Here is a 25,273-nt window from a genome sequence, read left to right on the forward strand (position 1 = left end):
AAATCGAAGCCTTATTAAATTGATTTTTAACTAAATTGATTACTCAAACAAGCAAGGATATGGAGAATGACACGAATGTCAGAGAAAATAATGGACGCGGAGGGAACCGAAAGATGAGTAAATTTATCGTCCGCGGTGGCAAAAGATTGACCGGAAGCGTGAAAGTAAGCGGCGCTAAAAATTCCGTACTACCGATCATAGCCGCCTCTCTATTGGCTGAAGAAGGAGAAAGCGTCATTGTCGACGCGCCTCCGCTAGATGATGTAATTACGATCAGCAAGGTACTGGAATCTCTGGGGGCGGGAGTTACATATCAAAACGATATCATCCAGGTGGATGCCCGAAACCTATCCACTTCTGAAGCGCCCTATGAGTGGGTACGCAAAATGCGGGCTTCTTTTTTGGTGATGGGACCTCTTTTGTCCCGATTGGGCCGTGCGCGCATTTCTCTTCCTGGCGGCTGCGCGATCGGTACGCGTCCAATTGACCAGCACCTGAAAGGGTTTGAAGCCCTTGGAGCCGAGATCAGCCTCGGTCAGGGCTATATCGAAGCGAAAAGCACCGGCCGTCTGCGCGGAGCCAAGATTTATCTCGACGTGGCCAGTGTCGGCGCAACCGAGAATATTATGATGGCCGCCGCTTTGGCGGAAGGCGTGACAACGATCGAGAATGCGGCGAAGGAACCGGAGATTGTCGATTTGGCCAACTACCTGAACAGCATGGGCGCCGTCGTTCGCGGCGCAGGCACCGGCATGATTCGGATTGAAGGCGTAGAGCGCCTGCACGGCGTAAGACATCATGTTATTCCCGACCGGGTCGAAGCGGGAACTTATATGGTGGCTGCGGCGATTACCGGCGGCGACGTGTACGTGGAAGGCGCGATTGCCGATCATCTCGGTCCGGTTATCGCCAAGATGGAAGAAATGGGCGTGACCATTATTCCGGGCGACAACGGCGTACGCGTCATTAGCGACAAGCCGCTGAAGGCTGTCGACGTGAAGACTTTGCCTTATCCGGGCTTTCCGACGGATATGCAGTCGCAGATGATGGCGCTGCTGCTTCGTTCGGAAGGAACGAGCGTCATTACGGAGACGGTCTTTGAGAACCGTTTCATGCACGTGGACGAATTCCAGCTGATGAATGCGGAAATCAAGATCGAAGGGCGCTCCGCCATCATTACCGGAGATGCCCGTCTGGTCGGGGCGAAGGTCTGCGCAACGGACCTTCGTGCGGGAGCGGCGCTTATTCTGGCCGGTCTGGTCGCAGAGGGAACGACGGAAGTGAGCGGCACGCATCATATTGACCGCGGCTATGTGCATCTGGCGGAGAAGCTGTCCGGCCTGGGCGCGGACATTTGGCGCGTCTCACTGGACGAAAGTCCGGCCGAAGCCGCCGCAGAAGAAAAGCTCAAACCCGAAACGTCCAAGGGCGCTGCCGAGGAAGCAAAGCCCCTGTTCAAGGTTCAGGTTCAACCGAGCTGGGTTTAAATCTCCAAACCGTTTCATAACCGGGAGGTCTGCCATAACTATATGGCGGGCCTCTTTTTTTTGAGAAAAGCTACGGGGTCATTATTGAAGCCAGTTAAGGCCGGAGGGCGGTCCTTGCTGGCTCCAACTCTTTCTTCTCTCGAATCCTGTCGTTCTATCAATTGTCTGAGACTCATATGATGTAGTACGAGGTTATTCAGGAAGGGAGAAGAAAGAGATGAAAGATTTCCGCCTCTGGCGCCGCAAGCCGGCGCGGTGGAGACCCGCCCGCCGGAGCCGCAGGCTTCCGGCCAGGGGCTGGTCCAGGCGGCTGTTACCCGCCGCCTGGCTGGCCGCGCCGCTGCTTGCGGCGCTGCTGCTGCCGCTGGCGGTCGTGCAGCTGCGGCACGACCCGCCCGCGCCGCCTCCCACGCCGCAGCCCTCCGGCGCGCCCGCGGCGCGGGAACCGGCTGCGGCGGAAGCCCCGCAGCCGAAGGTGTCCGTGTATTTGTCGCGTACCCGACAAATCGAGACCCTGCCGCTGGAGGACTACGTCACCGGCGTGATCGCGGCCGAGATGCCGGCCGGCTTTGAGCTCGAAGCGCTCAAAGCGCAGTCCATCGCGGCCCGCACCTTTATCGTCCGCCGCCTGCGGGCGGACGACCGAAGCGGGGTTCCCGCTGCCGGAGCGGATGTGACCGACACCGTAAGCCATCAGGCTTACGTCTCGTCCGCCGTGCTGCAGCGGGACTGGGCGAAGGCCGGCCGAGGGGCCGACCTGGCCAAGCTCCGCCGCGCGGTTCGCGAGACGCGCGGCATCGTGATGACGTACAGAGGGGAGCCGATTACGGCATCTTTTTTTGCCTCAAGCGGAGGGTATACGGAGAATTCGGAGGATTACTGGAAGGCCGCCGTGCCTTATCTGCGGAGCGTGGCGAGCCCTTGGGACCGGGAAGTGAATCCGCAGCTTCAGTCTACCGCCACCTTCACTTTCTCCGAGCTGAGAGCGAAGCTGGGCTTAGGCGGAATCGCACCCCAGGGTGCGCAGAGAGTATTGGCCTCATCCGCAGGCGCGTCGGGGCGGTTAAAACCGCTCTCCATGGAGCGGACTGCCGCAGGGCTGCCGCAGCTGGAGGTGCTGTCGCTTACCGCAGGCCACCGGATTAAAGAGATTTCGATTGACGGACGGGTGTTTACGGGACGCGAGGTGCGGGAGCGGCTTGGGCTTCGTTCCAGCCAGTTCACTTGGACGATCAAGAAGGGGCAGATCGCCATCACGACCTACGGCAACGGCCACGGCGTCGGCATGAGCCAGTGGGGAGCGAACGGGATGGCGAAGGAGGGCTCCACGGCGACGCAAATTCTCAAACACTATTACAGCGGAATATCGTTTACGCAAGTCTCAACTCTTTTGAAAAAATAAAGTGAAAGAAACGTATAAAAGCGAACCGCCCGGTAACAATGGTTACTGAGGTGATAGCAAATGAATGAACAAAACAAAAACAAACCATCCCATGAAGAATCTCTCAAAACCAATCAGGGAGAAACCGGCAGCCAGCCTTCTTCGTGGAACAGATTGTTCTCCAAACGTTGGGTGTTTCCGGCAGTCTACACAGCGGCAGCGGCAATTATACTAACCTTGGTGTGGGTCTATCAGGATGCCGGCCATAAGCCGCTTTCGACAGACACCGCCGCCGTCGTAACCAAAGATGTGGGGGCTTCAGGCGATACAACCGCCGATGCCGGCAAGGATCCGAATGCACTCGAAGTGACCGCTTCGGCGGAAAGCTTGGCTTGGCCGGTGGCCAACCCGAGCGACGTGGACGTCGTCAAGCCGTATTATGACGAGAACGGCACCGAAGAGAATCATATCGAGGCTATGGTGCAAAACGGCGATACCTTTACGCCCAACACCGGCATTGATCTGGCCCGCGAAGACAACAAGACGTTTGACGTCAAAGCCGCTATCAGCGGCGAAGTGACCCGGGTCGAGGATGTGCCTACACTCGGTACGGTAGTCGAAGTGACTCAAGGCAATCTGAAGACCGTTTACCAAAGTCTCGGAGAAGCCAAAGTGAAGCAGGGCGACCAGGTGAAGCAGGGCGATACGCTAGCCGCAGCCGGACGCAATGAGATCGAGAAGAATCTGGGAAATCACCTGCATTTTGAGGTGTATCAGGACGACAAGGTCGTCAATCCTTCGGACCTTCTTCCGCAAAAGTAAGCCAGATGGAAACCTGAAAGCCAAGGCAGGGGGACACTCGTCCTCCTGCTTTTTCGTGTTTCGTCTCCCGTTATAGGCGCATAGTCCCCGCTTTTTAGGGCTATTTTACGGTTGTCCCGCAAATAAAATGAGCCTGCACCGGCTTGTCATCCCGTTAAAGCGCGAATATATAGGCCCGCCCCTCATATAATGTACCAAACTATCCACAGTTGGGAGGCGGGAGCGTGCACGATTACATCAAGGAACGCACCATCAAAATCGGACGCTGCATCGTGGAAACTAGGCATACGGTCCGGACCATAGCCAAAGAATTCGGCGTTTCCAAAAGCACGGTGCATAAAGATTTGACCGAGCGGTTGCCGGAAATCAATCCTGATCTGGCCGATCAGGTGAAGAACATTCTTGAATATCACAAATCCATCCGTCATCTCCGGGGGGGCGAGGCCACCAAAATCAAATACAAGAAGAACACGGGGAAAAAACGGGAGGTGGCCGTTGCGGCGCAGCCGTAATATTATCGGATTTTTAAAGTGATTTTCAGACAGAATCCATTGAATTCCCCCCCTAAAGTATGGTAATTTAAAATTTGGCACTAACTCATTTTTCTTATCTAAAATAATACTTTGGGGGCTCTTTCATTATGCTTAGCAAGGACATCGGAATCGATCTCGGCACAGCTAATGTGCTTATTCATGTTAAAGGAAAAGGAGTCGTTCTGGATGAGCCTTCCGTGGTCACGCTTGAAAGCGACACGAAGAAGGTCCTTGCGGTGGGAGAGCAGGCGCGCCGTATGGTCGGCCGCACCCCAGGCAATATCTCGACGATTCGTCCGCTCCGGGATGGCGTCATCGCCGATTTTGAAATTACCGAAACGATGCTGAAGTATTTCATCGACCGCGTTGGAGGCCGCACCTGGTATTCTCGTCCCCGCATCTTGATCTGCGCCCCTACGAATATTACGTCTGTCGAGCAGAAATCGATCCGGGAAGCGGCCGAACGCAGCGGGGCGAAGGAAGTCTTCATGGAAGAAGAGCCCAAAGCCGCGGCGATCGGAGCGGGCATGGATATTTATCAACCGAGCGGAAATATGGTCGTCGACATCGGCGGCGGAACGACGGATGTAGCCGTATTATCGATGGGCGACGTCGTTACCGCCTCCTCCATTAAAGTTGCGGGGGACAAGTTCGACGAATCCATTTTAAAATATATCAAGCAAAAGTATAAGCTGCTCATCGGTGAGCGGACGGCGGAAGACATCAAGCTTGCGATCGGCAACGTGCGCCCCGGCGGCACGCAGGCGGAAATGGATATCCGCGGCCGCGATATGGTGACCGGGCTTCCCCAGACTTTGACGATTACGTCGGCCGAGGTGCAGGAGGCGCTTTGGGACCCGGTATCGTCCATTGTGGTTGCGGCGAAGACGGTGCTGGAACGGACCCCTCCGGAGCTGTCGGCCGATATCATTGACCGCGGCGTCGTGCTGACCGGCGGAGGTGCGCTGCTGACCGGAATTACCGAGCTGCTCTCCGAAGAGCTGCACGTGCCGGTTTGGGTAGCGGAAGACCCGATGCACTGCGTTGTGAAGGGAACGGGCATTTTGCTGGATCATTTGGATAAGGTTGTTAAGAAAAAGTTTTAAGCAGCCGATATATAAGGTATCGGTGTATACGGAATAGGGTTCAGGTATAGGTTCATAAGTTGGAATTCGGGCTTTTGCGGTTCTTAGGAAGGGGAAGCGCCTTTTATGATAAGAGGGTTATATACGGCGGCTGCCGGCATGGTGACACAGCAGCGCAGACACGATACGGCTACGCAAAATATAGCCAATCTGAATACGACGGGGTACAAGCAGGTCGAAAGCGTCAGCCATTCCTTCCCGGAAGTGCTGATCTCCTCTATGGAGCGCGGAACGATGAAGCCGATCGGCAGAATGAACACGGGCGTGTTCGCCGAGCAGTCCATATCCAAGTATCTGCAAGGCGATTTGATCGAGAGCGGCAAGACCACGGATTTTGCGCTGTCTGCCGATCTGCGTCTGACCGACCCAGCCACGGGAGGGAATATCGTTTTTGACGGCTCCGGCAAATATATCAGCAATCAAGGCGAAACGATTTACCAGCCGCAGGCTTTTTTTACGGTTCAAGATAACGATGGAAATACGTTCTTTACGCGAAACGGCAGCTTTACCGTAAGTCCGGCTGGTGAACTGCTGAGTTCCGGCGGGTACAAGGTGCTTGGCACGAATGGTCAACCGGTGATACTGAGTGGTACGGAGGGCGACCTGAAGGTAGACGGGGAAGGCAATCTTCTTGATGCCTCGACCGGCGCTCCATCCGGCGTTCGCCTCGGAATCAGTATCGTTACCAGACCGCAGGAACTGGTGCGTGACGGAAATGGTGTCTTTCACGTCGCCGATGCTGCAGCTGCGGGAGTGCGTTATGCGAATGCGGGAGATAATATGCAGGTCCGCCAAGGATACATTGAAGGCTCCAATGTTGATGCAACGCAGGCAGCTGTGGATCTGAACGCGGCTTTCCGGGCATACGAAGCGAACCAGAAGGTCATCCAGTTCTACGACAGCAGCCTGCAAAAGGCCGTCAACGATGTCGGCAGAGTATAGGAGGTTAAGGATCGATGAACAATTCCACGATCGGTGCGGCCGTCTCTATGGCCGCCCTTCAGCAGCGGCTCGATCTTATCGCCGATAATATCGCCAACGTCAATACGGCAGGCTATAAGAGTAAGGAAGGTAATTTTGAAGATGTGCTGACCCGGGTTCAGCAGCAGTCGAAGGAGTACGAGCTTGCGGGACGCACCATGCCGCTCGGCTTTGACCTCGGCTTCGGGATGCGGATTCCCCGGATCACCACGAGCTGGGAGCAGGGAGCGCTGAAGGAAACCGGCAATCCGAGCGACTTGGCGCTTCAAGGAAACGGCTTGTTCGCCGTTCAAGTGGACGGCGAAACGACGTATACCCGTCAGGGGGATTTCCATTTTACGCCCGATAACGCCAATCCGGCCAATATGATGCTAGTTGACAATACGGGCAATCCGGTGCTGAATGCCCAGGGGAATCCGCTGACGGTTCAAGCGGGAACAAGCGTGGCCTTTGACGAGGCAGGCAATGTATGGATGAAGCGTAACGAGAATGACCCGCCGGCTTTAGCAGGTCGTCTGATGCTGGTCGAACCGAATAATAGCGAGGTGCTGGAGGCGGTCGACGGAGGCCGATTTGTCCTTGCGGGCGGCGTGACGGCGGGACAAGCTTTCGTACAACGAAGACCCGGTGAGCAGGCTGGAGTGGCCGTTCGGTCGGGCTGGATTGAACAGTCCAATGTGGATCTGAACAAAGAAATGACGGAAATGCTGCAGATTCAGCGCACGTATCAGCTTGCCGCCAAGGCCCTTTCCTCCGGGGACCAAATGCTTGGTCTGGCAAATAATATGCGCGGGTAGGTGAGGGAATGAGGCGTCTGAAAGAGGATCGTTTGAAACAAGAACAGCAGACCGAAGAGAATGCGCCGATCAGGCGCAAACGATCGAAATGGACAATCATTCAATGGTTTCTGATTCCTTTGCTTCTGGTGCTATCCCTGGGCGGCGGTCTGACAGCTGGTTACGTCGTCCTCGGCCATAAGGAATTGAGTGATGTGTTTCAATGGAGCACCTGGAAGCACGTATATGATTTGGTGTTTGCTCCGTAAAGACCAGGACAATGCACTCTCTTGTACACTTGTACAAGGGAGTTTTCTTTTTTATACTGGAAAATGTATAATGATTGGGGGCTTTGGAGATCAAAAAGGGCCCCTCTCCGCTTTTTCAGCGGGAGTAGCCCCTTATCTCAACCTCCACTTCTGCAGCCGGTGAAGGATAAGTATAGTTCTTGCCAAAGGGAGCTTTATTTATGCATGCTGGCGGGAATAAGAGGCCTTTATCAAAGAGAGGCTGTTTTCAAGGCCCTTCTCTCGAACCGGAAGGAGCAAGGTTACATGTTGGATGTCAACCAAATTCAGGAAATTATCCCCCATCGTCCCCCTTTTCTGCTGGTGGACAAAATCATCGAAATTGAAATGGGGAAACGGGCTGTAGGCATTAAAAATGTCACGGTGAACGAGCCCTTTTTTACAGGGCACTTTCCAGGCTACCCCGTTATGCCCGGCGTACTGATTACGGAGGCTCTCGCGCAGGTTGGGGCAGTAGCGATCCTGGGCGTGGAAGCCAACCGCGGCAAGATCGGCTTTTTGGCGGGATTGGACGGTTTCCGTTTCCGCGGACAGGTAGTGCCGGGGGATACCCTGAAGCTCGAAGTGGAAATTACACGTCTTAAAGGAAGTATCGGCAAAGGGAAAGCAGTTGCCAAAGTGGAAGACAAAGTTGTGGCCGAAGGCGAAATTATGTTTGCGCTGAATTAAATCATACCTGGAGAAGGAGAGATTTTTATGACCCAATTGAGTCCAAAAGCTGCAGAAATCCTGGAACGCTGGCTGCAAGATCCATCGATTGACGAAACCACCAAGCAGGAGCTTCGGGCGCTGGAAAATGATCCGCAGGAACTGGAAGAACGTTTCTACCGGGATTTGGAATTCGGAACAGGCGGCTTGCGCGGCGTGATCGGCGCAGGAAGCAACCGGATGAACCGCTACACGATAGCAAGAGCAACTCAAGGTTTCGCCAATTTTATATTGGAGCAGCATAAAGGCGAGGGCCGTCCATCTGTAGTTATTGCTCATGACTCCCGCCGCTTCTCCCCGGAGTTCGCGCTGGAAACCGCGCTGGTTCTGGCAGGCAACGGAATCGAAGCTTATTTGTATCCTTCTCTTCGCTCCACACCGCAGCTGTCCTTCAGCGTGCGCCATCTGGGAGCCACAGGCGGGGTCGTCATTACGGCGAGTCATAATCCTCCGGAATACAACGGGTATAAAGTATATAATGCTCAAGGTGGTCAGCTTGTACCGGATGAAGCCGAGAAGGTGATTTCCTACATATTCCAAGTCGATTCCTTTAACGCTGTTAAACGCGCCGTGAAGGAAGAGGCTGAAGCTGCCGGACTTCTTCATTGGCTGGGCGAGAAAGAAGACGAAGCCTACACCGATACCGTTGCGGCGGTCAGTGTCGGCAAGTCGGATATCGCCGGCGGTCTGGGAAGCAAATTCAAAATCGTATATACGCCTCTGCATGGAACAGGCAATCTTCCAGTGCGCAGTGTACTGAAGAAGATCGGCTTTACCGACGTGGTTATCGTGCCGGAGCAGGAACAGCCGGATTCCGAATTCTCCACGGTGAAATCGCCCAACCCGGAGGAGCGGGAAGCCTTTACGCTGGCGATCAAGCTGGGCGAGGAGCTTGGGGCCGACCTGCTTATCGGGACTGACCCGGACGCGGACCGGATGGGCGCCGTCGTGCGCGACCCGGAAGGGAAATTCGTTGTTCTGTCCGGCAACCAGTCCGGCGCGCTGATGATCCACTACTATTTGAGCCGGCTGCAAGAGCTGGGCAAGCTGCCTAGCAATGGCGCGGTAGTCAAGACGATCGTAACGAGCGAAATGGGCGCTGCGGTCGCCAGTCATTATGGAGCAACGGTGTTTAACACGCTGACGGGCTTCAAGTACATCGGTGAAAAAATGACGCAGTTTGAAACGTCGGGTGAATACACATATCTGTTCGGATATGAGGAAAGCTATGGATATCTTGCAGGAAACTATGCCCGCGACAAGGATGCGATTCTGGCCTCCATGCTGATCGCGGAAGCGGGAGCCTACTACAAAGCGCAAGGTAAGACCCTTTACGACGTGCTGCAGGAGCTCTATGAGCAGTTCGGCTATTTTCTCGAAAGCCTGGAATCCCGAACGCTCAAGGGCAAGGACGGGGTAGCCCAAATCCAGGGTATCATGAGCGATTGGCGGCAGAACCCGCCTTCAGAGATCGCGGGTATTGGCATAAACGAGGTGCAGGATTACTCTCTCGGGCTGAATGGACTTCCGAAGGAGAATGTGCTGAAATATCTGCTTGCCGACGGCTCCTGGTTCTGCCTGCGGCCTTCGGGCACCGAGCCCAAGATTAAAGTATACTTCGCTGTGCGCGGTGAGTCGCTTGAGGATGCCAAATCGAAGGTTGCCGCTCTCACCGGGGAAGTCATGGGACGAGTAGACGGCTTGAGTAAATAATAAGGAATCATTTGAATCTCTTTTACGGGAAACGGGTGCCGCTCTTCTATATGAAGGGCGAAGCCTTTTCTTTTTTCGGGGACCCCGCAAAGTACCTGAGCAGGCTTCGAAGCCAAGTCCTCACTTTGTGGGGTTGTCTTTTGTAAAGAGATTCGTTTATAGAAAGAGGAGGAGCTTTTGGTGGTGCAGCACAAATGGCAGCGTTGGAACCTGAATTCCCGGAAATGGCTGTGGATCGTGGTTGTAATTGGCCTGATTGGAGCTTTGCCGGTGGTCTATGACCGTTTGCAGACTGAGAAATCATCCAAGACGGTGGAAATTGTATTCGATTATCGGGATCTCGTGGACGCCGCGAGCTATCGGGCCAACCCTCAGGACTACATATCCCGGCAGTTGGACCGGCTTAAAGAAGCCGGCGTACAGAGCATGGCTGTATATGAAAGCACACTTGAGGATTACCGCAAAGCCCGCCGTGTCATGTATTGGGGTGCGCAAGATATCGCCAACCTGACGGACGGCGTCATTCCGGAGAACGAGAATTATACGTATGTGCTTTTTACAAGCAAAGACAACGCCGATGCGCTTGCGCCGACGATTCGGGATACGTTTGACAATCTTGGAACTCCGGTGGAGGATTGGAGCTTTCGCGGCCAGCCGGGCTTGATTATTAAAACTCCGGTAGAAGATGCGCTGTTGAAACCGATGGCGCCGGACGAGTCAACGCTCTTAACTTTGCATGATAAGGGATTCCATATCGTTCCCCGGCTTGTGGACTCCCTTCCTTATAACGAAGAAGCGATGAATCGCCTGATTGAACGGTTTAAAAGCCTTGGAGTCAAGAGAATCCTGTTCGAAGGCGATTCGGTTAAAGGGTTTAACGACAATGAGGACAAGCAGAGCATTGCTTCCTTTGCGGAGCTGTTGAAACAGAACGGCATCGGCATAGCGACCATCGAGAATCTCAAAGAGCAGCAGAAAGGGTTCAACAAGCTTGCCTTTCTGCTCGATTACAATGTGACTCGGCTGTATTCACTGAGCGAGAATGATTCGACGCTGAAGCCGGATGTCATCGCAGACCGTTTTGCGCTCGCGACCAAGGACCGCAATATCCGCATGTTGTACTTGAACACCGCCCCTACAAGAAATACCGCCAAGGCGCAGATTGAAGATTCGGTGGACAATTTGGTGACCAGTCTGAGCGAGCCGGGCGGAGCGATCGACAAGATCGAGGCCAACGGTTTTACACTGGGACAAGCTACCGCTTTCGAGGTTGTAGACTCGCCGTTCCAACGCTATTTCAAGCTAGTCGCCGTTATCGGAGCCGTGGCGATGGTGTCGCTGATGATTTCTTATTTCATCCCGTGGCTGACGCTTTTGGCCTGGGTGTTCGGATTGGTCGGAAGCGCGGGGCTGCTGCTTGTGAAACCTGTGCTGTTTGAACAAGCGCTTGCTCTTGCGGTTGCCATCAGCGCTCCGACCATAGCGACAGTGCTGGCCGTTCGTAAAATCAACCGATCCGGTCCCCAGTTGGCCGTTCAGGGATCGACAACGGAGCGGGGAGGACATTCCGGGTCCGTGCACGGAATCATGAATCCGCAGCGGCGGTTGGTTCAAAGCCTTGTACTATACGTAAAGACAGCCGTAATCTCACTCAGTGCGGTGCCTTTCGTTATCGCTCTGCTGAATAATATTACTTACAGCCTGGTGCTGAACCAGTTCAGAGGAGTCAGTCTGCTGCATATCGCTCCGATCGGGCTTGTGGCCATTTATGTGCTCCTGTACCGTGGCGAGTTCGCCCTGAATAAAACGGGCAAGCTGTTAAGAACGCCGGTCACGCTGGCGATGGTTATTGCCGCTGGGGTGCTCGGGATAATAGGCTTGTATTATTTAAGCCGTACCGGGAACAGCGGAACCGCCAGTTCCTACGAGCTGGCCTTCCGGAACTTTATGGAAAATAGCTTCGGCGTGAGACCGCGCAGTAAGGAGTTTTTGCTCGCTCATCCTTTGTTTATTCTTGGCTCTTTTCTGACCCTTAAATACCGGAACGCCGCCTATCTTATGATTGTTGCTGTAATCGGCCAGCTCTCCATGGTGGATACGTTCGCGCATATTCATTCGCCTGTTCTGATTTCGCTTGTCCGCGGTCTGCTTGGTCTAGGCCTGGGGCTTATTCTAGGCGTAATTGCGGTAATCGTATGGCAAATTGCGGAAGGATGTTGGAAACGATGGCTGCCCCTGCTCAAAAAATAGTGCTCTCCGGTTACTACGGCTTCCGCAACAGCGGAGATGAAGCGGTGCTTCAATCGATCCTGATCGCTTTGAAGCGCCAATCCGAAGCGGCGGGGATATCGATTGAACCGGTTGTACTGTCCATCGATCCGGAATGGACTTCCGCCACTTACGGCGTCGAGGCGGTGCACCGCATGAAGCTGGCAGAGGTTCGCCGGGCTATAGGTGAAAGCTCGGGTCTGATCAGCGGAGGAGGAAGCTTGCTGCAGGATGTGACAAGCGGCAAGTCGATTCCGTACTATCTCGGCGTTATCAAGATCGCCCAATGGATGGGCAAACCGACCTTTATCTATGCCCAGGGAATCGGTCCGGTCCAGCGGAAGTTGTTCCATCCAATGATCAAATCGGTATTCCGCAAATGCACCTACGTGTCAGTGCGTGATGAACAATCCAGGGAATTGCTCGTGTCCATGGGCCTTCGGCAGGGCGATGTGCAGGTGGTGCCCGATCCCGTCATGGGTCTGACGCTGCCGGAAGAAATGGCTCCCGGTCGCGAACTTAAGGGGCAGCCGGTGGCGGATTCCGGCGGCGATACCGGCTTGGAGAGACCGGATCTCCCGATCATCGGTGTCTCCGTGCGTTACTGGGAGAAGGACCGGCGGGAGCTGGATGCCATCGCGGAGGGTTTGCGGCAGGTCTGCCGCACCCTTCCGGTGCATCTGCGGTTTCTGCCGTTCCATCTTCCTTCCGATACGGAGGCGTCGAAATACTGTATAGACAAGCTTGGCAATATCACTGAAAACGGCAGTGCCATCAGCCTAAGCGAAGAAGCCGACCATCCGCAGACTATGCTGCGCGAAGTCGGGGCATGCAGCGTGCTGCTCGGCATGCGGCTGCACAGCCTCATTTATGCCGCCGGACGGCGTGTGCCGCTGATCGGGATATCGTACGATCCCAAGATCGATCATTTTTTAAGCCGGATCGACAGCCGTCCCGTCGGCACAACGGCTTCCTTGGACAGTGAAATCCTTGCCGGTGAGATTGTCACGCTTCTGAAGGACGAAGCGGCTTGGCGGGAGCAGCGGGAGATACCGATTGACGCTTTAATCCATGAGGCGGAAGCTCCCGCCCGGCGAATTGTTGAATATCTAAGCCATAAAGGGTGATCTATAGTGAAAGACGCAGGCGCAGTGCCTACGGTAACGATTTTTGGTATACCTGTTTCCAAGATGGATATGAAGGAAACTGTCTCCTATTTAATTGAAGCCATTCAGTCCAGGACGCCGCATCAGGTGATCACGGCGAACCCGATCATGGTTATGGCCGCCTTGGACAATCCGGCTTATAAGGAGATCATGGTTTCCGCGGAACTGGTAGTTCCCGACGGCACGGGAGTGGTGTGGGCGGCCGAACGCGGCGGCAATCCCGTCAAGGAAAGGGTGCCCGGTTACGATTTGCTACATGAATTGATGAAAGAGGGAGAACACTATCACTGGAGAGTCTATCTGCTTGGATCGACCCCCGAAGTGATTCGCGAGACGGCGAGCAGGTTACAAATGCAATATCCGGGGATGACCATTGCCGGTTTTCGCGACGGATTCTTCGGTCCGACGGAGGATGATGAGGTCGTCGCGGCGATCGTAGAGGCGAAACCGGATCTTTTGTTTGTCGCGCGGGGCGCCGATACCCAGGAGCCCTGGATCGCGAAGCATAAATCGGGGCTGGGCATTCCGGTCATGATGGGGGTCGGCGGAAGCTTTGACGTTATTTCCGGCAAAACGAAGCGGGCGCCTCTAGTATTCCAAAAACTTCGTCTGGAGTGGTTTTACCGCCTTCTCAAAGAGCCGACCCGTTACAAAAGAATGCTTGCGCTGCCGAAATTCGCAGTAAAAGTGATGCGGGAAAAAGATAGCGTCACATAATACGGATAAAAAGCGGATTTTTCACGAATATTTATCGAAAATCGCCTGAAAACGGAATTGGAATTTGTTTTTGGAACAGAGTATAATTCAATGCGGTAGAGAAATGGGGGTTGACTAGACCAATGTTAATCATATACATCGCCGGATTTATCGTATGCATGGGACTTGCACTATGCTTGACGCCGCTTGTCAAGAAATTCGCTCTTGCCATTGGCGCCACGGATGTGCCGAATGCCCGCAAAGTGCACACGAGAATTATGCCGCGCCTTGGAGGCCTGGGTATTTTTCTGGCGTTTGTGTTAGGACTGCTTGCCATATCGCCGTTTGTTCCTTACGATTTCTCGACACGGGATGTTAATTTCATTAAGGCGCTGCTTAGCGGCGGAGGTCTTATTGTGCTGCTTGGCAGCCTTGACGACAAGTTTGAGTTATCGGCTAAAGTGAAGCTGCTCGGTCAAATTGCCGCAGCCTGCATCGTCGTGTTCGGCTTTAATATTACCGTGGACTTTGTGAATATTCCTTTTAACAATACCTATTCTTCGCTTGAGAGCTGGATCGCTATTCCGCTTACGATCTTTTGGATTGTCGGCGTCACGAACGCCGTTAATTTGATCGACGGATTGGACGGGCTGGCCGCAGGTGTTTCGGGTATCGCTATTGCGACGATTGCAACAATGGCCTTCTTGATGGGTAATATAATGGTTGCCATGATCTGTCTGCTGCTTCTTGGCAGCGTCGTGGGCTTTCTCTTCTTCAATTTCCATCCGGCCAAAATCTTTATGGGCGACACGGGTTCCCTGTTCCTCGGGTTCTGCCTGGCTATGCTGGCGCTGCTCGGGTTCAAACAGATCGCCGTCGTTTCCTTTATTACGCCGCTGCTTATTATTGGTGTGCCGCTGTCGGACACGTTCTTCGCGATCGTGCGCCGCAAGCTCCAGAAGAAGCCGATCTTTGCTCCGGACAAGGGCCATCTGCATCATTGCCTCCGCGAGCTGGGTTTCAGCCACCGGCAGACGGTGCTCATCATTTACGGTATTGCCGGTTTCTTTGGAATCCTGGCTGTTATCCAGTCCTCATCGGCTATGTATGAAGCGAACTGGGTTACATTTGTAGTCATCTGTGTGATGCTCTTCTTCCTACAGATCGGGGCCGAGATTATCGGTTTGGTTGGACAAACCAAGAAGCCGCTGCTGAGTTTCCTTTCCCGGGTATTTTTGAAAGTAAGCGCAGAGAAAGGCTCGAAATCCTGATATATATAATGAAGCGTCTTTATTGGACTTATATTTCTCCTGAAACCTCATTCATTTGAATGGGGTTTTTTATTGTTCTGCTAAAATTGCTAATTAATAGGTTGAGCTTAGCCGATAAAATAAAAGAGGATGGATTAAGCACGGAAGATGTTGCGTCCTAGACCCAAACCAAAATAGCAGTAGGAGGTTTCATACGTGAAAAACAGATTCAAGTCGATAGGCAGTTTCATTATGGCGGCCGTAATCCTGCTGTCGACTCTTTCGGCATCGGGAGCGGCGTATGCCGCCACAGGGCAATATTTTACCTTTACCAAATTCAGCACAAGCAAAACTTCTCCAACCAGTGTGAACACCAGCACGGTCGATGTCGAGGGTACATTCAATGGCGTATCCCCGGACAGTATCTATTATAAGGTTGACAGTATTGTGAATGGTACGGAGGTCCCCGGCGCAAGCGGAGCGGATGTGAAACCGACCATCTCCAATGAGAAATATTTCACGTTCCCCAACGTTAAATTGAGCCAAGGGCTTAACCGCATAACGGTCTTCGGAACGACCTCGGACGGAAGCGTGGCAAGCGGGGAAGCTTTTGTCAATTTCTCAAATGTGCCTGCCATCTATAATATTGCGCTTCCGGACGGAACGCCGCTGAATGAAGGTTCTCCAACCTTCGTTAATAATGCCGGGCTGACATTAACGCTCCAAGCGCCAAACGCCTCCGAAGTCATGATGAATTCGTCCAAAATGTACAATGGCGGCAGCACCACATTTGTGATTGCCGATTACCAGCTTAATGTGGGATATAACAAACTTAACTTTGTGGCAACAACAGATAGCGGTACGCGTACCTATTCCGTCACCCGGGAAGTGATTTATGCCCCGGTTGATTCCGGTACCCCTAATAACACGAAGATCGGCAGCACGGCGGTAGACACCGGTAATGTGGTTACATCGGCCAGCGGAAAGCTGAGCGGCTCCATTACCTTTAAAGTTCCTGACACTTCAGGCGTGACGAATCTCACGACGTTAACTTATTCCATTCGGAATACGACAACCGGAAGTGATTTGGTAACCGGCAAATCGGCGACTGTATCTGCACCTACGTCGTCTGGCAGTTTTATTACTTTTAATTACACCTCGGTTGAAGATGTGCCGGCTCTTTCGGTGAATGGCGCGTATACGATTATTTTTACAGGAAGCTATGACGGCAAGGGCATTACTCCGGTCAAATTTGATTTCCGCAATGCAGCCACGTCGTATATTACGGATGTGCAGCAAGTATATAGCCCAAGTGTCAACAACGGTGTCGTATCCTATACGTCTTCCGGCTCGTTTAGCGGCAACACGGATCTGTTCCAGCTACCACTCTGGCTGCTGGTCAAAACCGACAAGACGACCAATACAGTGGTGAACGGTCTTTCACTTACCACTTATAAGAACGGAAGCCCGGTCGCGACTTCGGTATTCAGCAAGAACAGCTACCTAACCGCCGACGGTTACAGAGTGTTTGAAATTACCGGACTGCCTACCGGCGAACAGACGCTTCATATTGATTTGAAGAGCGGAAGCACGGTTGTGGATTCCAAAACCTATACAGTAAACTATGTATCCGCACCCTATATCGAATTGACAAATCTTTATTATAATCAAGTGTTCAAAACCAATGATGCATTTACGGCCGTGACCGGTAATTTGGTCAATTTCCCTTCCGGAGATATAGGCTCGGCTGTGATTTCGATTAACGGCTCGAACAATTCCCTGGCAACGTCCATGGTCAGCAATACGAATTCGTTCAGCTTTAACACAGTCAATAATAAGCTTGTCACCGGACCGAACAAAATTACAATTTCCGGTGTAGCCAACGGGGTTCCGGTTTCCACGAGCGTTACCGTGTATTTGTTCCCGGACAATCTGCCTTCGCTGGCAGGGCTGATCCCGCTCCCTGTCAACGAGACCACTGATCCCGATCAGTTGTTTGTCAAAACGGCAAACCTTGCGTACACGACCAATCAGACCAGTGCGGATATTCAGTTTGTGACCAGTAATGCTACACAGATTGTCATTATGGTGGACGGAACGCAGAAGGCTGTGGCTAACTGGGATGGCTCCAAATGGACCTATTCCCCTACAACCGTAAATCTTTCGGTGCCGGTGGATCAGGCAGGAACATTCACGCTTCGCGGGCAGGGCCTTCCGAAGACTGGTCTGCGCACCATTGTGGTAACCGCACGTGTGGAGACGTCGACCGTGTCTCAAGCGCTGCAAATTACGCGTGAAATGCCTCCATACAATATTTTGTCGCCCAAGCTGCCGAACGAAAGCATCATCAAGCAGAACTTCCTGAATGTCAGCATTCAGGCGGAAGGCGCGGATAGCATCGTAATCGGCAAGACCCCTATGGTTAAAGGCGAGAAAGATATTTTCCGGCTTGAAATGAAGAATTTGAAAAAAGGTCCCAATACGTTTAAGTTTACGATTAACACAGGCACCCAAAAAACGAACGGCTCGTTCAGCGTCACTTATTCGGACGAGGTTCTCCAGGGGTCGCAGTTAAAATCGGTTCTTAATTCATCAGGCAAGCTGACCGCATTCCAAAATGCCGTTACGCTTAACTTTCCGAAGGGAACCTTGCTGCGGGATGCGACACCGACGCCAGGAACGACGAATACCCGCCAGATCAACCTTTTTAATAATCAATATATTTTGCTGGGTATCGCCGATAAGCAGGATGGACGTACCGTCAAGCAGTATAATCCGGTTGGTGAAACCGACAGCAGCGGAAACTATCAGGATGGCAAGCTGAAAGAAGTCAGTGCGAATTCATTGGCAACCACGTATCTGACTCCGAAGCTGCATTATGGTTATGCCTCCAACTTGTATTGGATTGATCCGGGCTATTTTGTAGCAAGTAATTCGGTTAATGATTATGAAACGGTCATTTCCTCTCATCCGTACAAGACAGGCAATGAATTTTATCTCGGACATATGGGTAAATGGCTCGAGCCGACCCAGCAGGGAACCATTACGCTGAAGTACGATCCAAGTCTGGCCAACGCCGCAACCTCGAATATATCCGTTTGGAAGAACGTCGACGGCACCTGGTATAACATGGGAGGTAAAATCAATACGAGCAGCAAGACGATCACCGCGACATTTGACGGATTCGGTTATTATACGGTGATGAGTCTTCGGTACAGCTATGATGATATCGTGTCGCACGCCTATGCTCGCAACGAGCTGGAGACAATGATGGCAAAAGGGATTATGAATGCTAAGGATTCCAGCGAATTTGGCGTTTACGAAAATATGACCCGCGGCGAATTTGCAACGATGCTGGTCAAGGTTATGGGGATTCAACTGGATTACGAACCGAATAACCTGACTTTCGCCGATGTCGTGAAGTATAGCGACTACCATTGGGATTACCGTTACATTGAAACAGCTGTCCGCAAAGGCATTATTAAAGGAACCGCACCGCGGGTATTCTCGCCTAACAGCACTCTCAACAGAGAAGATGCAGCGGTGATGATCGCAAGGGCGATGAATCTGAAGCTTGGCACGGTAGACAAGGATTTGGCCGCCCTGCAAAAGCTGTTCACAGATACGGGGTCCATCAGTTCTTCTTACTCTGTGCCGTCCATTTTGGCGGTGTACAAAGCCGGCGTCATTTCCAGCATTCCCAATAAACTGGTTGCCGGCGCCAAGAAGGTGACCTACCGGTTTGACCCGCAGGCTAAATTCACCCGGGCCGACGCGGCGGTTATGGCTCAGGGCATGATGATTAAGATGAAGAAATTATAACCAGCCTATTTTTGAGTCAGGATGAAGTGAAGGAAGCCTCTGCTCCCCGGCATTGGGAGAGGGGCTTCTGTTATGCAGTTTCCAATTACAATTCTTTGAAATGTGGCGTACTTTACGTTACAATGACGTAAGAAGGTGAAAGTACACATTCAAGCAAGAAGGAGAACGCTAGATGAAACCGATTTTATCCAAAGCCCAGATTGATTACATGAAAGCCAAAAACAAGTTTGAGAATACAGCTAAAGTAATGGAAAAGGAAATTGCGGCAAAACGCGCGCTGCAGGAAATTACCCAGGAAGTTATGGAGGAGCTTGTTCAAGCGACCGGATTTCATGATGCATACAATGATCTTGTGGTTGCGGAAAATGCATTGATTGACTGGTCGCACTCCACGATCAAGCATGAGAAAAGCTACCGCGATAATCGTGAGGCAATCGACGCTTTATATAATAACGTGAACTCCAGCCCTGAGAAGCGGCAGGAACTGATTCAGCTCTCCATGAAAATCAGATAACAATGCTAATATAAGGGTACCGATTCGGTGCTCTTTTTATTTTGTGGAAATAGCGTGATATACTGTTTTTCGCAGCTCACCAAGTTAACAATAGTTTGTATTACATACAAGTGATTCATCTAATGGAAAAACGGCGCAAAAATATATTTTCAGATTTTTTTTGAGTGAACCGCAACTTTTGTGAAACTCCTGCGTTAAAGATGTAGAGTCATTACAACAGCGGATCATTAGTTGAATGGCTGTAAAGCTAGCTGACCACTTGGAAAAATTAGCTTTACGTGACTTAAGGCACATTGTATAATACTAAGGTAGATTTAGGAATCTAGTATTATTTTGCCTTGAATTTATTTACCAGTTTCTGTGATACCCGTCACAGACATCATTTATACTTAACTTGCTCAACTCGGGAAAGGGGGTGCATCGGCTAATGAGTGACATGAGCTACCCAACTAAACAAGATTCTCAGTTCATGAATGTTCAAGGAGGAGAAAAAAAGGTTATGAAGAAAATTTTGTCCGTAGCATTGTCTACAGCAATGGCATTCTCGATGTTTGCCTCTGTAGCATTTGGTGAAACAGCAACAACTCCGCAACAAAAATTCGACGCTCTGGCAGCGAAAGGCATCCTGAACGGATACCCGGACGGCCAAGCTCATCTGGAAAAAGATCTGACTCGCGCAGAGTTCGCGAAGATCGTAACCAAACTGTTTAACCTGACTGAAGTGAAAAATAAACTGTCTTACAAAGACAAAGGTTACAACGCGAAGAACTGGGCAGTTCCTTACATCGAAGCTGTTACTGCAGCTAACCTGATGCAAGGTAAAGATACTGTAAAAGGTATCTTCGACTACAAAGGTAAAGTAACAGTTGAAGAAGTGGCAACAGTACTGTTCCGCGCTCTGAAACTGGAAGCTCCTACTACTACCGACAACAACGCATCCGCATGGGCTAAAGGTTACGCACAAGCCTTAATCAACAAAGGCCTGATCACTGCAAGCACCAACTTCAAAGGCACTGCAACTCGTTCTTTGGTAGTTGAAACAGCTTATGCAGTAAGCACACTGTCCGCTGTTCCTGTAGTGGCATCTGCAGAAGCACTGAGCCCAACTAGCGTGCTGGTGACTTTCTCCGATAAAGCAACAACTACAGTTACCCTGACAACTCCTCTGGTTGCAGGTGTTGAAACAACAATCAACTTCAAATACAACGACCACGACTACACAGCTAAAGTAACGCTGGCTGCTCCGAAGGTAGTTTCCGTAACTGCTCCGAACAGCAAGCAACTGGTTGTGAAGTTCAATCGCGCAATTGATTCCAGCACAATTTCCGAAACGGTTTATGGTGTAACTTCGCTCGTTGACGGCGTTGTAAGCATTGTTAACCTGAACGGAGCTGAAGCCGTTACTCCTAACACTGCAGACGTGGCTCTGACTAATGAAGGAACAGAAGCTGTGATTACTTTCGCTGCTAACCAGTACCTGAAAGGTCAATACACAGTTACTACTTCCAAAGCAATCAAGACTACTGCTGGCGAAGAAATTCCAAACTACACGACTCTGCTGCCGGTTGATGATAAGACGGCTCCTTCGCTCGTATCCGCTACTTCTGTAGCTAAAACTACAACTAAAGATGTTACAGTTAAATTCAGCGAGCCGGTTAAATCGACAGGTGTAATTGCTTATGTTAACGGTGTTGCTGCATCCGTTACCCGTGATACTTACGCTCCGCTTGACGAGCTGAAACTGACAGCTGGAACGCTGGAAGCTGGTAAATCCTATGAAGTATCCCTGCTTAACGTATCTGACTTTGCGGGTAACTTCATTACGCCAAATCCATTCAAATCTACGGTTGCCGTAACTTCCGATGTGGTTGCACCTGCAATCTCTAGCCTGACTGTTACTGGCGAACAAACCGTTAAAGTTGTGTTCACCAAGAACATTAAGAGTGGTGCTCTCGACAATGCAGTCCGTCTGTTGAATGCAAACGGAGAAAACCAAGGGTTCTTTACAGTTGAGAAAGGCAGCGATGCTAAAACTTACACACTGACTGCGCCTGCAGGTAAGGTAACCTTTGGTTCGAGCGGAACATGGACCGGAACAATCCTGTTCCCTACAAGCATCAAAGATACTCTGGAGAACGCATTGGCTTCTGTGGTTACTCAAGCAGTGACTTTCACGAAGGATACTGCAGCTCCTACAGTTACTAGCGCTACGTACTCCAAATCTGGTCTTGCTATTAAGTTCTCGGAGAAAGTAGTTTATGGTTCTGGTGATCTGGTGCTGATTAACGATGCAACTGGCGCTAGAACAACTGTAACTGGCAATACTTACAGTCTGTCCGATGGCGGAACAACATTGACTTACAAGTATACCTTGGCAGCTGGAAGCTATACGCTTCGTGTACCGGCCGCTTTCGTTAAGGATACTGCCGGAGCAGCTAACAGCATTGTCGCTTCAATTATTCCGGTAACTGTCACTGCAGATTCTACAACAGACACAACTAAACCAACTGTATCTGCTACTGTGACGGCCGTTCCTTCTAACGTTGATGATCAAACAGTATCTTTCAGCGTATCTGACGATAACGGTATTAATCTGACTACTGTTCGTGATATCAACAACTACACCTTTGACGGTAAGGCACTGCCAGCTGGTTCTTACGTTACTACGGATTACACCAGCTCCAAGAAGGCAACTGATCCTATCAATGTAACGGTTAATATTCCGGCAACTGGCGTAAGTGAAACCAAAACAGCTACATTTGTAATTAACGGTATCGCTGATACAGCCGGCAATGTTATCACTCCTAAATTTGAAAATGTTCTTCTGAAAGACGGAGTGAAACCAACTCTGACTGGCGCTACAATCTCTTCCGGAGATAACACAACTCTGGTTGTAAGCTTCTCCGAAGATCTGGTGAATATTGAGAAAGAAGACCTTGTCTTCAAAATCGATGATACCATTGTTACACCAAGTTCGTTTGTTAAACAAACGGCTGGTAATGACAAAGGTAAATACTATGTTCAGTTTAGCGGAACTAACCTGAACAATGCTTCCTCGATTTCTGTAACTGTTGCTTCTGGTGCTGATGCAGCTGACGCTACAGGAAATAAAATCGTTACTGGAACTCAAGTTTCTGGTAAATAATTAGCTTCCTAGCCGAAGCAAGAATAGCCTCTTCGGAGGCTATTCTTTTTTTTATACCTACATTAGAAGGAGGGCTCGCATGAAACCGCTATGGAAAATAACGTTTGCCGCAGTATTGCTGGCAGGCGGTATTTGGGCAGGTTCAATTGTTAGTAATACAGCTCAAGGAGCTGATGTGGGAAATCAGCCCGGAACGGCCGATGATCCGGTAGTGACCAAGAGTTATGTGGATCAGCAGATCCAAAAAGCCCTTCAGGGTGTTACCGTTCCGTCTCCGGCAGCTACCAAACCGCCAGTTCCAACCTCAACTCCGGCCACTGCAGCCCCGACTGCCACAGCCACTGCTTCTCCGGCTCCTGCTTCGGGAGGCGGAACTGCCAGTGTTATTGTCGATGTGAAGCCTGGACAAACTTTAATCGCCTCCGCCGGAGCTGAGTTCATTGTTAGAGCTGGCAAAGCCGTCATATATACTCAGGACGCCAACGGTGTAGCCGATCTGACAGACGGTTTGGATTTGACGAATGGTCAGTCAGCGCCCACCAACCATCTATTATCTTTTCCAAGGGATGGACGGGGAATTACCGTACAAGACGGCCAAACTCTTGGATTGGTTGTTATGGTTCGGGGCGGGTATACATTAAAGTAATCGTCCCGTAACCATCGTTTAGCGGGTCTCAAAAGGGCACCCGTCTATTATTTTTGGCTAATTGGATTTGTTTTATACTTATAACCTGTTATTTAGCAATGCTGCAGTCCTTAACCAAAAGCAACAAACATTACAGCGACTGCAAGAAAGATAGGCTGAGCACAATAATCCTGTAACTTATACAACAATTACAGGAGGTGCAGTTATGGCACGTAATAATCGCAAGATTGTTCCTGAAAGCCGGGAAATGCTGAAGCAGATGCAGTTCGAAATTGCAGCCGAATTTGGTCTTTATGGCCCCACTTCCGGTGCTGGAGCGGATACGGAGTTCGCTTCGGAACTGGGAATGTTGGGCGGCGTTTCCGCGGCATCCCGAACCCCTTATCTCGGACATTTAACGTCCCGGGATAACGGTTCGGTTGGCGGCGAAATTACGAAGCGGCTCGTGAAGCAGGCCGAGCAAGCCCTTTTCTCATAGAGCGTATCGGTGACAACAGGCTTGCACCAAAGGGCATTGATTGACACTGCAACGCAAATAAGTTAATATGACATTTGAGGAAAACCGACCTTTTCCATTTGGAAAAGGTTGATTTTTTTGACGGGTTAAGTTGTGCACTTATATGAATTTTTATGCAAAAAAAGATTGAATATGGCGACTGCCCGAGCAGTTTCTACCTATTATATAGGAGGTTGAGTTTATGCCTGTTAAAGGACGTCATTTGTTTACTTCCGAGTCCGTTACCGAAGGACATCCGGATAAGATTTGCGATCAAATTTCCGATGCGGTTCTGGATGCGTTTCTTGCAAACGATCCTTATGCGCGCGTAGCCTGTGAGGTATCGGTTGCTACCGGTCTTGTTCTCGTTATTGGAGAGATCAGCACGAAGTCGGAGTATGTTGATATCCCGGCTATCGTACGTAATACTGTCAAGGAAATCGGATATGTACGGGCCAAGTACGGCTTTGACTATAATACCTGTGCTGTGCTGACTTCGCTTAACGAGCAGTCCGCAGATATTGCCCAAGGAGTTAATGCGGCGCTGGAAAATCGTGACCCTGCTCAGGTTTCGGAAGAAACCGCAAATATTGGTGCAGGCGACCAGGGATTAATGTTCGGCTTCGCAACCAACGAAACGCCTGAACTGATGCCGCTTCCGATCGCTCTGTCTCACCGTATCGCCCGCCGGTTGTCCGAAGTCCGCAAGGATGGAACATTAAATTATTTGAGACCGGATGGAAAAACGCAAGTTACGATCGAATATCAGGATGATAAGCCTGTTCGTGTTGATACGATCGTTGTATCCACACAGCATGCCGAGGAAACTACACTCGAACAAATCCAGAAGGATATCAAGGAGCATGTCATTTTGCCGGTGGTGCCGGATGAACTCCTGGATAACGAGACGAAGTATTTTATCAATCCGACCGGACGTTTTGTTATTGGCGGACCTCAAGGGGATGCCGGTCTGACCGGACGGAAAATTATTGTCGACACGTATGGTGGGTATGCCCGTCATGGCGGAGGCGCTTTTTCCGGCAAGGATCCGACAAAGGTTGACCGTTCTGCTGCCTATGCTGCGCGTTATGTAGCGAAAAATCTGGTTGCCGCCGGACTTGCCGACAAATGCGAAATTCAGCTGGCTTATGCGATTGGCGTAGCGAACCCGGTTTCCATTAACGTCGATACATACGGCACAGGCAAGGTCAGTGAGGAACAACTGGTTAAGCTGGTTCGTGACAATTTTGACCTTCGCCCGGCCGGAATTATTGCCATGCTGGATCTGCGCAGACCGATCTACAAGCAGACGGCGGCGTATGGCCATTTTGGACGCACTGATCTCGATCTTCCTTGGGAACGTGTGGATAAAGCGGGATTGCTCAGAGAGCAAGCCGGTCTGTAATTTTGGTAAGC

The 25,273-nt window shown here is 51.2% G+C and carries 20 protein-coding genes; all 20 read left to right on the forward strand.

The genetic code is table 11. From position 1 onward, the window contains the following. Window positions 1-113 precede the first annotated feature (113 nt). Window positions 114-1,487 (forward strand): UDP-N-acetylglucosamine 1-carboxyvinyltransferase, encoded by a 1,374-nt coding sequence (murA, locus tag G5B47_RS07645; RefSeq protein WP_165096314.1) that lies wholly within the window; start codon window positions 114-116, stop codon window positions 1,485-1,487. A gap of 217 nt (window positions 1,488-1,704) precedes the next feature. Then, window positions 1,705-2,889, forward strand: coding sequence for a stage II sporulation protein D (spoIID, locus tag G5B47_RS07650; RefSeq protein ID WP_165096316.1), 1,185 nt, complete (start codon window positions 1,705-1,707; stop codon window positions 2,887-2,889). Between the two features lie 60 nt (window positions 2,890-2,949). Then, window positions 2,950-3,690 carry a M23 family metallopeptidase gene (locus tag G5B47_RS07655; protein ID WP_165096319.1) on the forward strand — a complete coding sequence of 247 codons (741 nt, stop codon included), beginning with the start codon at window positions 2,950-2,952 and terminating at the stop codon, window positions 3,688-3,690. 224 nt (window positions 3,691-3,914) lie between these two features. Next, window positions 3,915-4,202, forward strand: a complete 288-nt coding sequence (gene spoIIID, locus G5B47_RS07660) for a sporulation transcriptional regulator SpoIIID (protein ID WP_025336825.1) — start codon at window positions 3,915-3,917, stop codon at window positions 4,200-4,202. Window positions 4,203-4,330: 128 nt separating this feature from the next. Beyond that, on the forward strand, window positions 4,331-5,329 hold the full coding sequence (mreB, locus tag G5B47_RS07665; RefSeq protein ID WP_025336824.1) for a rod shape-determining protein MreB: 999 nt from the start codon (window positions 4,331-4,333) through the stop codon (window positions 5,327-5,329). A 105-nt stretch (window positions 5,330-5,434) separates the two neighbouring features. Beyond that, entirely contained in the window at window positions 5,435-6,310 is an 876-nt protein-coding gene (locus G5B47_RS07670) for a flagellar hook-basal body protein (protein WP_165096322.1), read from the forward strand. Between the two features lie 14 nt (window positions 6,311-6,324). After that, window positions 6,325-7,146, forward strand: a complete 822-nt coding sequence (locus G5B47_RS07675; protein ID WP_165096324.1) for a flagellar hook-basal body protein — start codon at window positions 6,325-6,327, stop codon at window positions 7,144-7,146. A gap of 32 nt (window positions 7,147-7,178) precedes the next feature. Beyond that, window positions 7,179-7,394 (forward strand): DNA-directed RNA polymerase subunit beta, encoded by a 216-nt coding sequence (locus G5B47_RS07680; RefSeq protein ID WP_235957112.1) that lies wholly within the window; start codon window positions 7,179-7,181, stop codon window positions 7,392-7,394. A gap of 285 nt (window positions 7,395-7,679) precedes the next feature. Continuing rightward, on the forward strand, window positions 7,680-8,102 hold the full coding sequence (gene fabZ, locus G5B47_RS07685; protein ID WP_025336820.1) for a 3-hydroxyacyl-ACP dehydratase FabZ: 423 nt from the start codon (window positions 7,680-7,682) through the stop codon (window positions 8,100-8,102). A 27-nt stretch (window positions 8,103-8,129) separates the two neighbouring features. Then, a complete protein-coding gene (locus tag G5B47_RS07690) occupies window positions 8,130-9,854 on the forward strand; it encodes a phospho-sugar mutase (protein WP_165096329.1) in 1,725 nt (574 codons plus the stop codon). A 183-nt stretch (window positions 9,855-10,037) separates the two neighbouring features. Further along, window positions 10,038-12,104: a DUF5693 family protein gene (locus tag G5B47_RS07695; protein ID WP_165096699.1), complete on the forward strand. Its 2,067-nt coding sequence runs from the start codon at window positions 10,038-10,040 to the stop codon at window positions 12,102-12,104. Next, window positions 12,080-13,249 (forward strand): polysaccharide pyruvyl transferase CsaB, encoded by a 1,170-nt coding sequence (gene csaB, locus G5B47_RS07700; RefSeq protein WP_165096332.1) that lies wholly within the window; start codon window positions 12,080-12,082, stop codon window positions 13,247-13,249. Before G5B47_RS07695 ends, csaB begins: the two co-directional genes overlap by 25 nt. A 63-nt stretch (window positions 13,250-13,312) precedes the next feature. Continuing rightward, window positions 13,313-14,005: a WecB/TagA/CpsF family glycosyltransferase gene (locus G5B47_RS07705; protein WP_165096702.1), complete on the forward strand. Its 693-nt coding sequence runs from the start codon at window positions 13,313-13,315 to the stop codon at window positions 14,003-14,005. Between the two features lie 122 nt (window positions 14,006-14,127). Beyond that, window positions 14,128-15,255 carry a glycosyltransferase family 4 protein gene (locus tag G5B47_RS07710; protein ID WP_165096334.1) on the forward strand — a complete coding sequence of 376 codons (1,128 nt, stop codon included), beginning with the start codon at window positions 14,128-14,130 and terminating at the stop codon, window positions 15,253-15,255. A 195-nt stretch (window positions 15,256-15,450) separates the two neighbouring features. After that, window positions 15,451-19,056 carry an S-layer homology domain-containing protein gene (locus G5B47_RS26005; RefSeq protein WP_165096337.1) on the forward strand — a complete coding sequence of 1,202 codons (3,606 nt, stop codon included), beginning with the start codon at window positions 15,451-15,453 and terminating at the stop codon, window positions 19,054-19,056. Window positions 19,057-19,228: 172 nt separating this feature from the next. Continuing rightward, the gene (locus tag G5B47_RS07720) at window positions 19,229-19,570 is read left to right on the forward strand and encodes a hypothetical protein (RefSeq protein ID WP_025336813.1); all 342 of its coding nucleotides are present in this window, start codon (window positions 19,229-19,231) and stop codon (window positions 19,568-19,570) included. Between the two features lie 427 nt (window positions 19,571-19,997). Further along, a complete protein-coding gene (locus G5B47_RS07725; RefSeq protein ID WP_165096340.1) occupies window positions 19,998-22,715 on the forward strand; it encodes a Rossmann-fold NAD(P)-binding domain-containing protein in 2,718 nt (905 codons plus the stop codon). 79 nt (window positions 22,716-22,794) lie between these two features. Next, window positions 22,795-23,361 (forward strand): hypothetical protein, encoded by a 567-nt coding sequence (locus tag G5B47_RS07730; protein WP_165096342.1) that lies wholly within the window; start codon window positions 22,795-22,797, stop codon window positions 23,359-23,361. A gap of 205 nt (window positions 23,362-23,566) precedes the next feature. After that, the gene (locus tag G5B47_RS07735; RefSeq protein ID WP_165096345.1) at window positions 23,567-23,839 is read left to right on the forward strand and encodes an alpha/beta-type small acid-soluble spore protein; all 273 of its coding nucleotides are present in this window, start codon (window positions 23,567-23,569) and stop codon (window positions 23,837-23,839) included. 220 nt (window positions 23,840-24,059) lie between these two features. After that, a complete protein-coding gene (gene metK, locus G5B47_RS07740) occupies window positions 24,060-25,262 on the forward strand; it encodes a methionine adenosyltransferase (RefSeq protein WP_165096347.1) in 1,203 nt (400 codons plus the stop codon). Window positions 25,263-25,273: the final 11 nt, after the last annotated feature.

This window comes from Paenibacillus apii, assembly GCF_011043685.1.
In the GTDB taxonomy this organism is placed as follows: Bacteria; Bacillota; Bacilli; order Paenibacillales; family Paenibacillaceae; genus Paenibacillus_AQ; species Paenibacillus_AQ sabinae.

Coding starts and splice junctions, on each gene's coding strand:
- spoIID (WP_165096316.1), top strand. CDS start 1,705: ATGAAAGATTTCCGCCTCTGGCGCCGCAAGCCGGCGCGGTGGAGACCC.
- murA (WP_165096314.1), top strand. CDS start 114: ATGAGTAAATTTATCGTCCGCGGTGGCAAAAGATTGACCGGAAGCGTG.
- G5B47_RS07720 (WP_025336813.1), top strand. CDS start 19,229: ATGAAACCGATTTTATCCAAAGCCCAGATTGATTACATGAAAGCCAAA.
- G5B47_RS07670 (WP_165096322.1), top strand. CDS start 5,435: ATGATAAGAGGGTTATATACGGCGGCTGCCGGCATGGTGACACAGCAG.
- G5B47_RS07730 (WP_165096342.1), top strand. CDS start 22,795: ATGAAACCGCTATGGAAAATAACGTTTGCCGCAGTATTGCTGGCAGGC.
- G5B47_RS07690 (WP_165096329.1), top strand. CDS start 8,130: ATGACCCAATTGAGTCCAAAAGCTGCAGAAATCCTGGAACGCTGGCTG.
- G5B47_RS07655 (WP_165096319.1), top strand. CDS start 2,950: ATGAATGAACAAAACAAAAACAAACCATCCCATGAAGAATCTCTCAAA.
- G5B47_RS07725 (WP_165096340.1), top strand. CDS start 19,998: ATGAGTGACATGAGCTACCCAACTAAACAAGATTCTCAGTTCATGAAT.
- G5B47_RS07705 (WP_165096702.1), top strand. CDS start 13,313: ATGGATATGAAGGAAACTGTCTCCTATTTAATTGAAGCCATTCAGTCC.
- mreB (WP_025336824.1), top strand. CDS start 4,331: ATGCTTAGCAAGGACATCGGAATCGATCTCGGCACAGCTAATGTGCTT.
- G5B47_RS07675 (WP_165096324.1), top strand. CDS start 6,325: ATGAACAATTCCACGATCGGTGCGGCCGTCTCTATGGCCGCCCTTCAG.
- csaB (WP_165096332.1), top strand. CDS start 12,080: ATGGCTGCCCCTGCTCAAAAAATAGTGCTCTCCGGTTACTACGGCTTC.
- G5B47_RS07710 (WP_165096334.1), top strand. CDS start 14,128: ATGTTAATCATATACATCGCCGGATTTATCGTATGCATGGGACTTGCA.
- metK (WP_165096347.1), top strand. CDS start 24,060: ATGCCTGTTAAAGGACGTCATTTGTTTACTTCCGAGTCCGTTACCGAA.
- G5B47_RS07735 (WP_165096345.1), top strand. CDS start 23,567: ATGGCACGTAATAATCGCAAGATTGTTCCTGAAAGCCGGGAAATGCTG.
- fabZ (WP_025336820.1), top strand. CDS start 7,680: ATGTTGGATGTCAACCAAATTCAGGAAATTATCCCCCATCGTCCCCCT.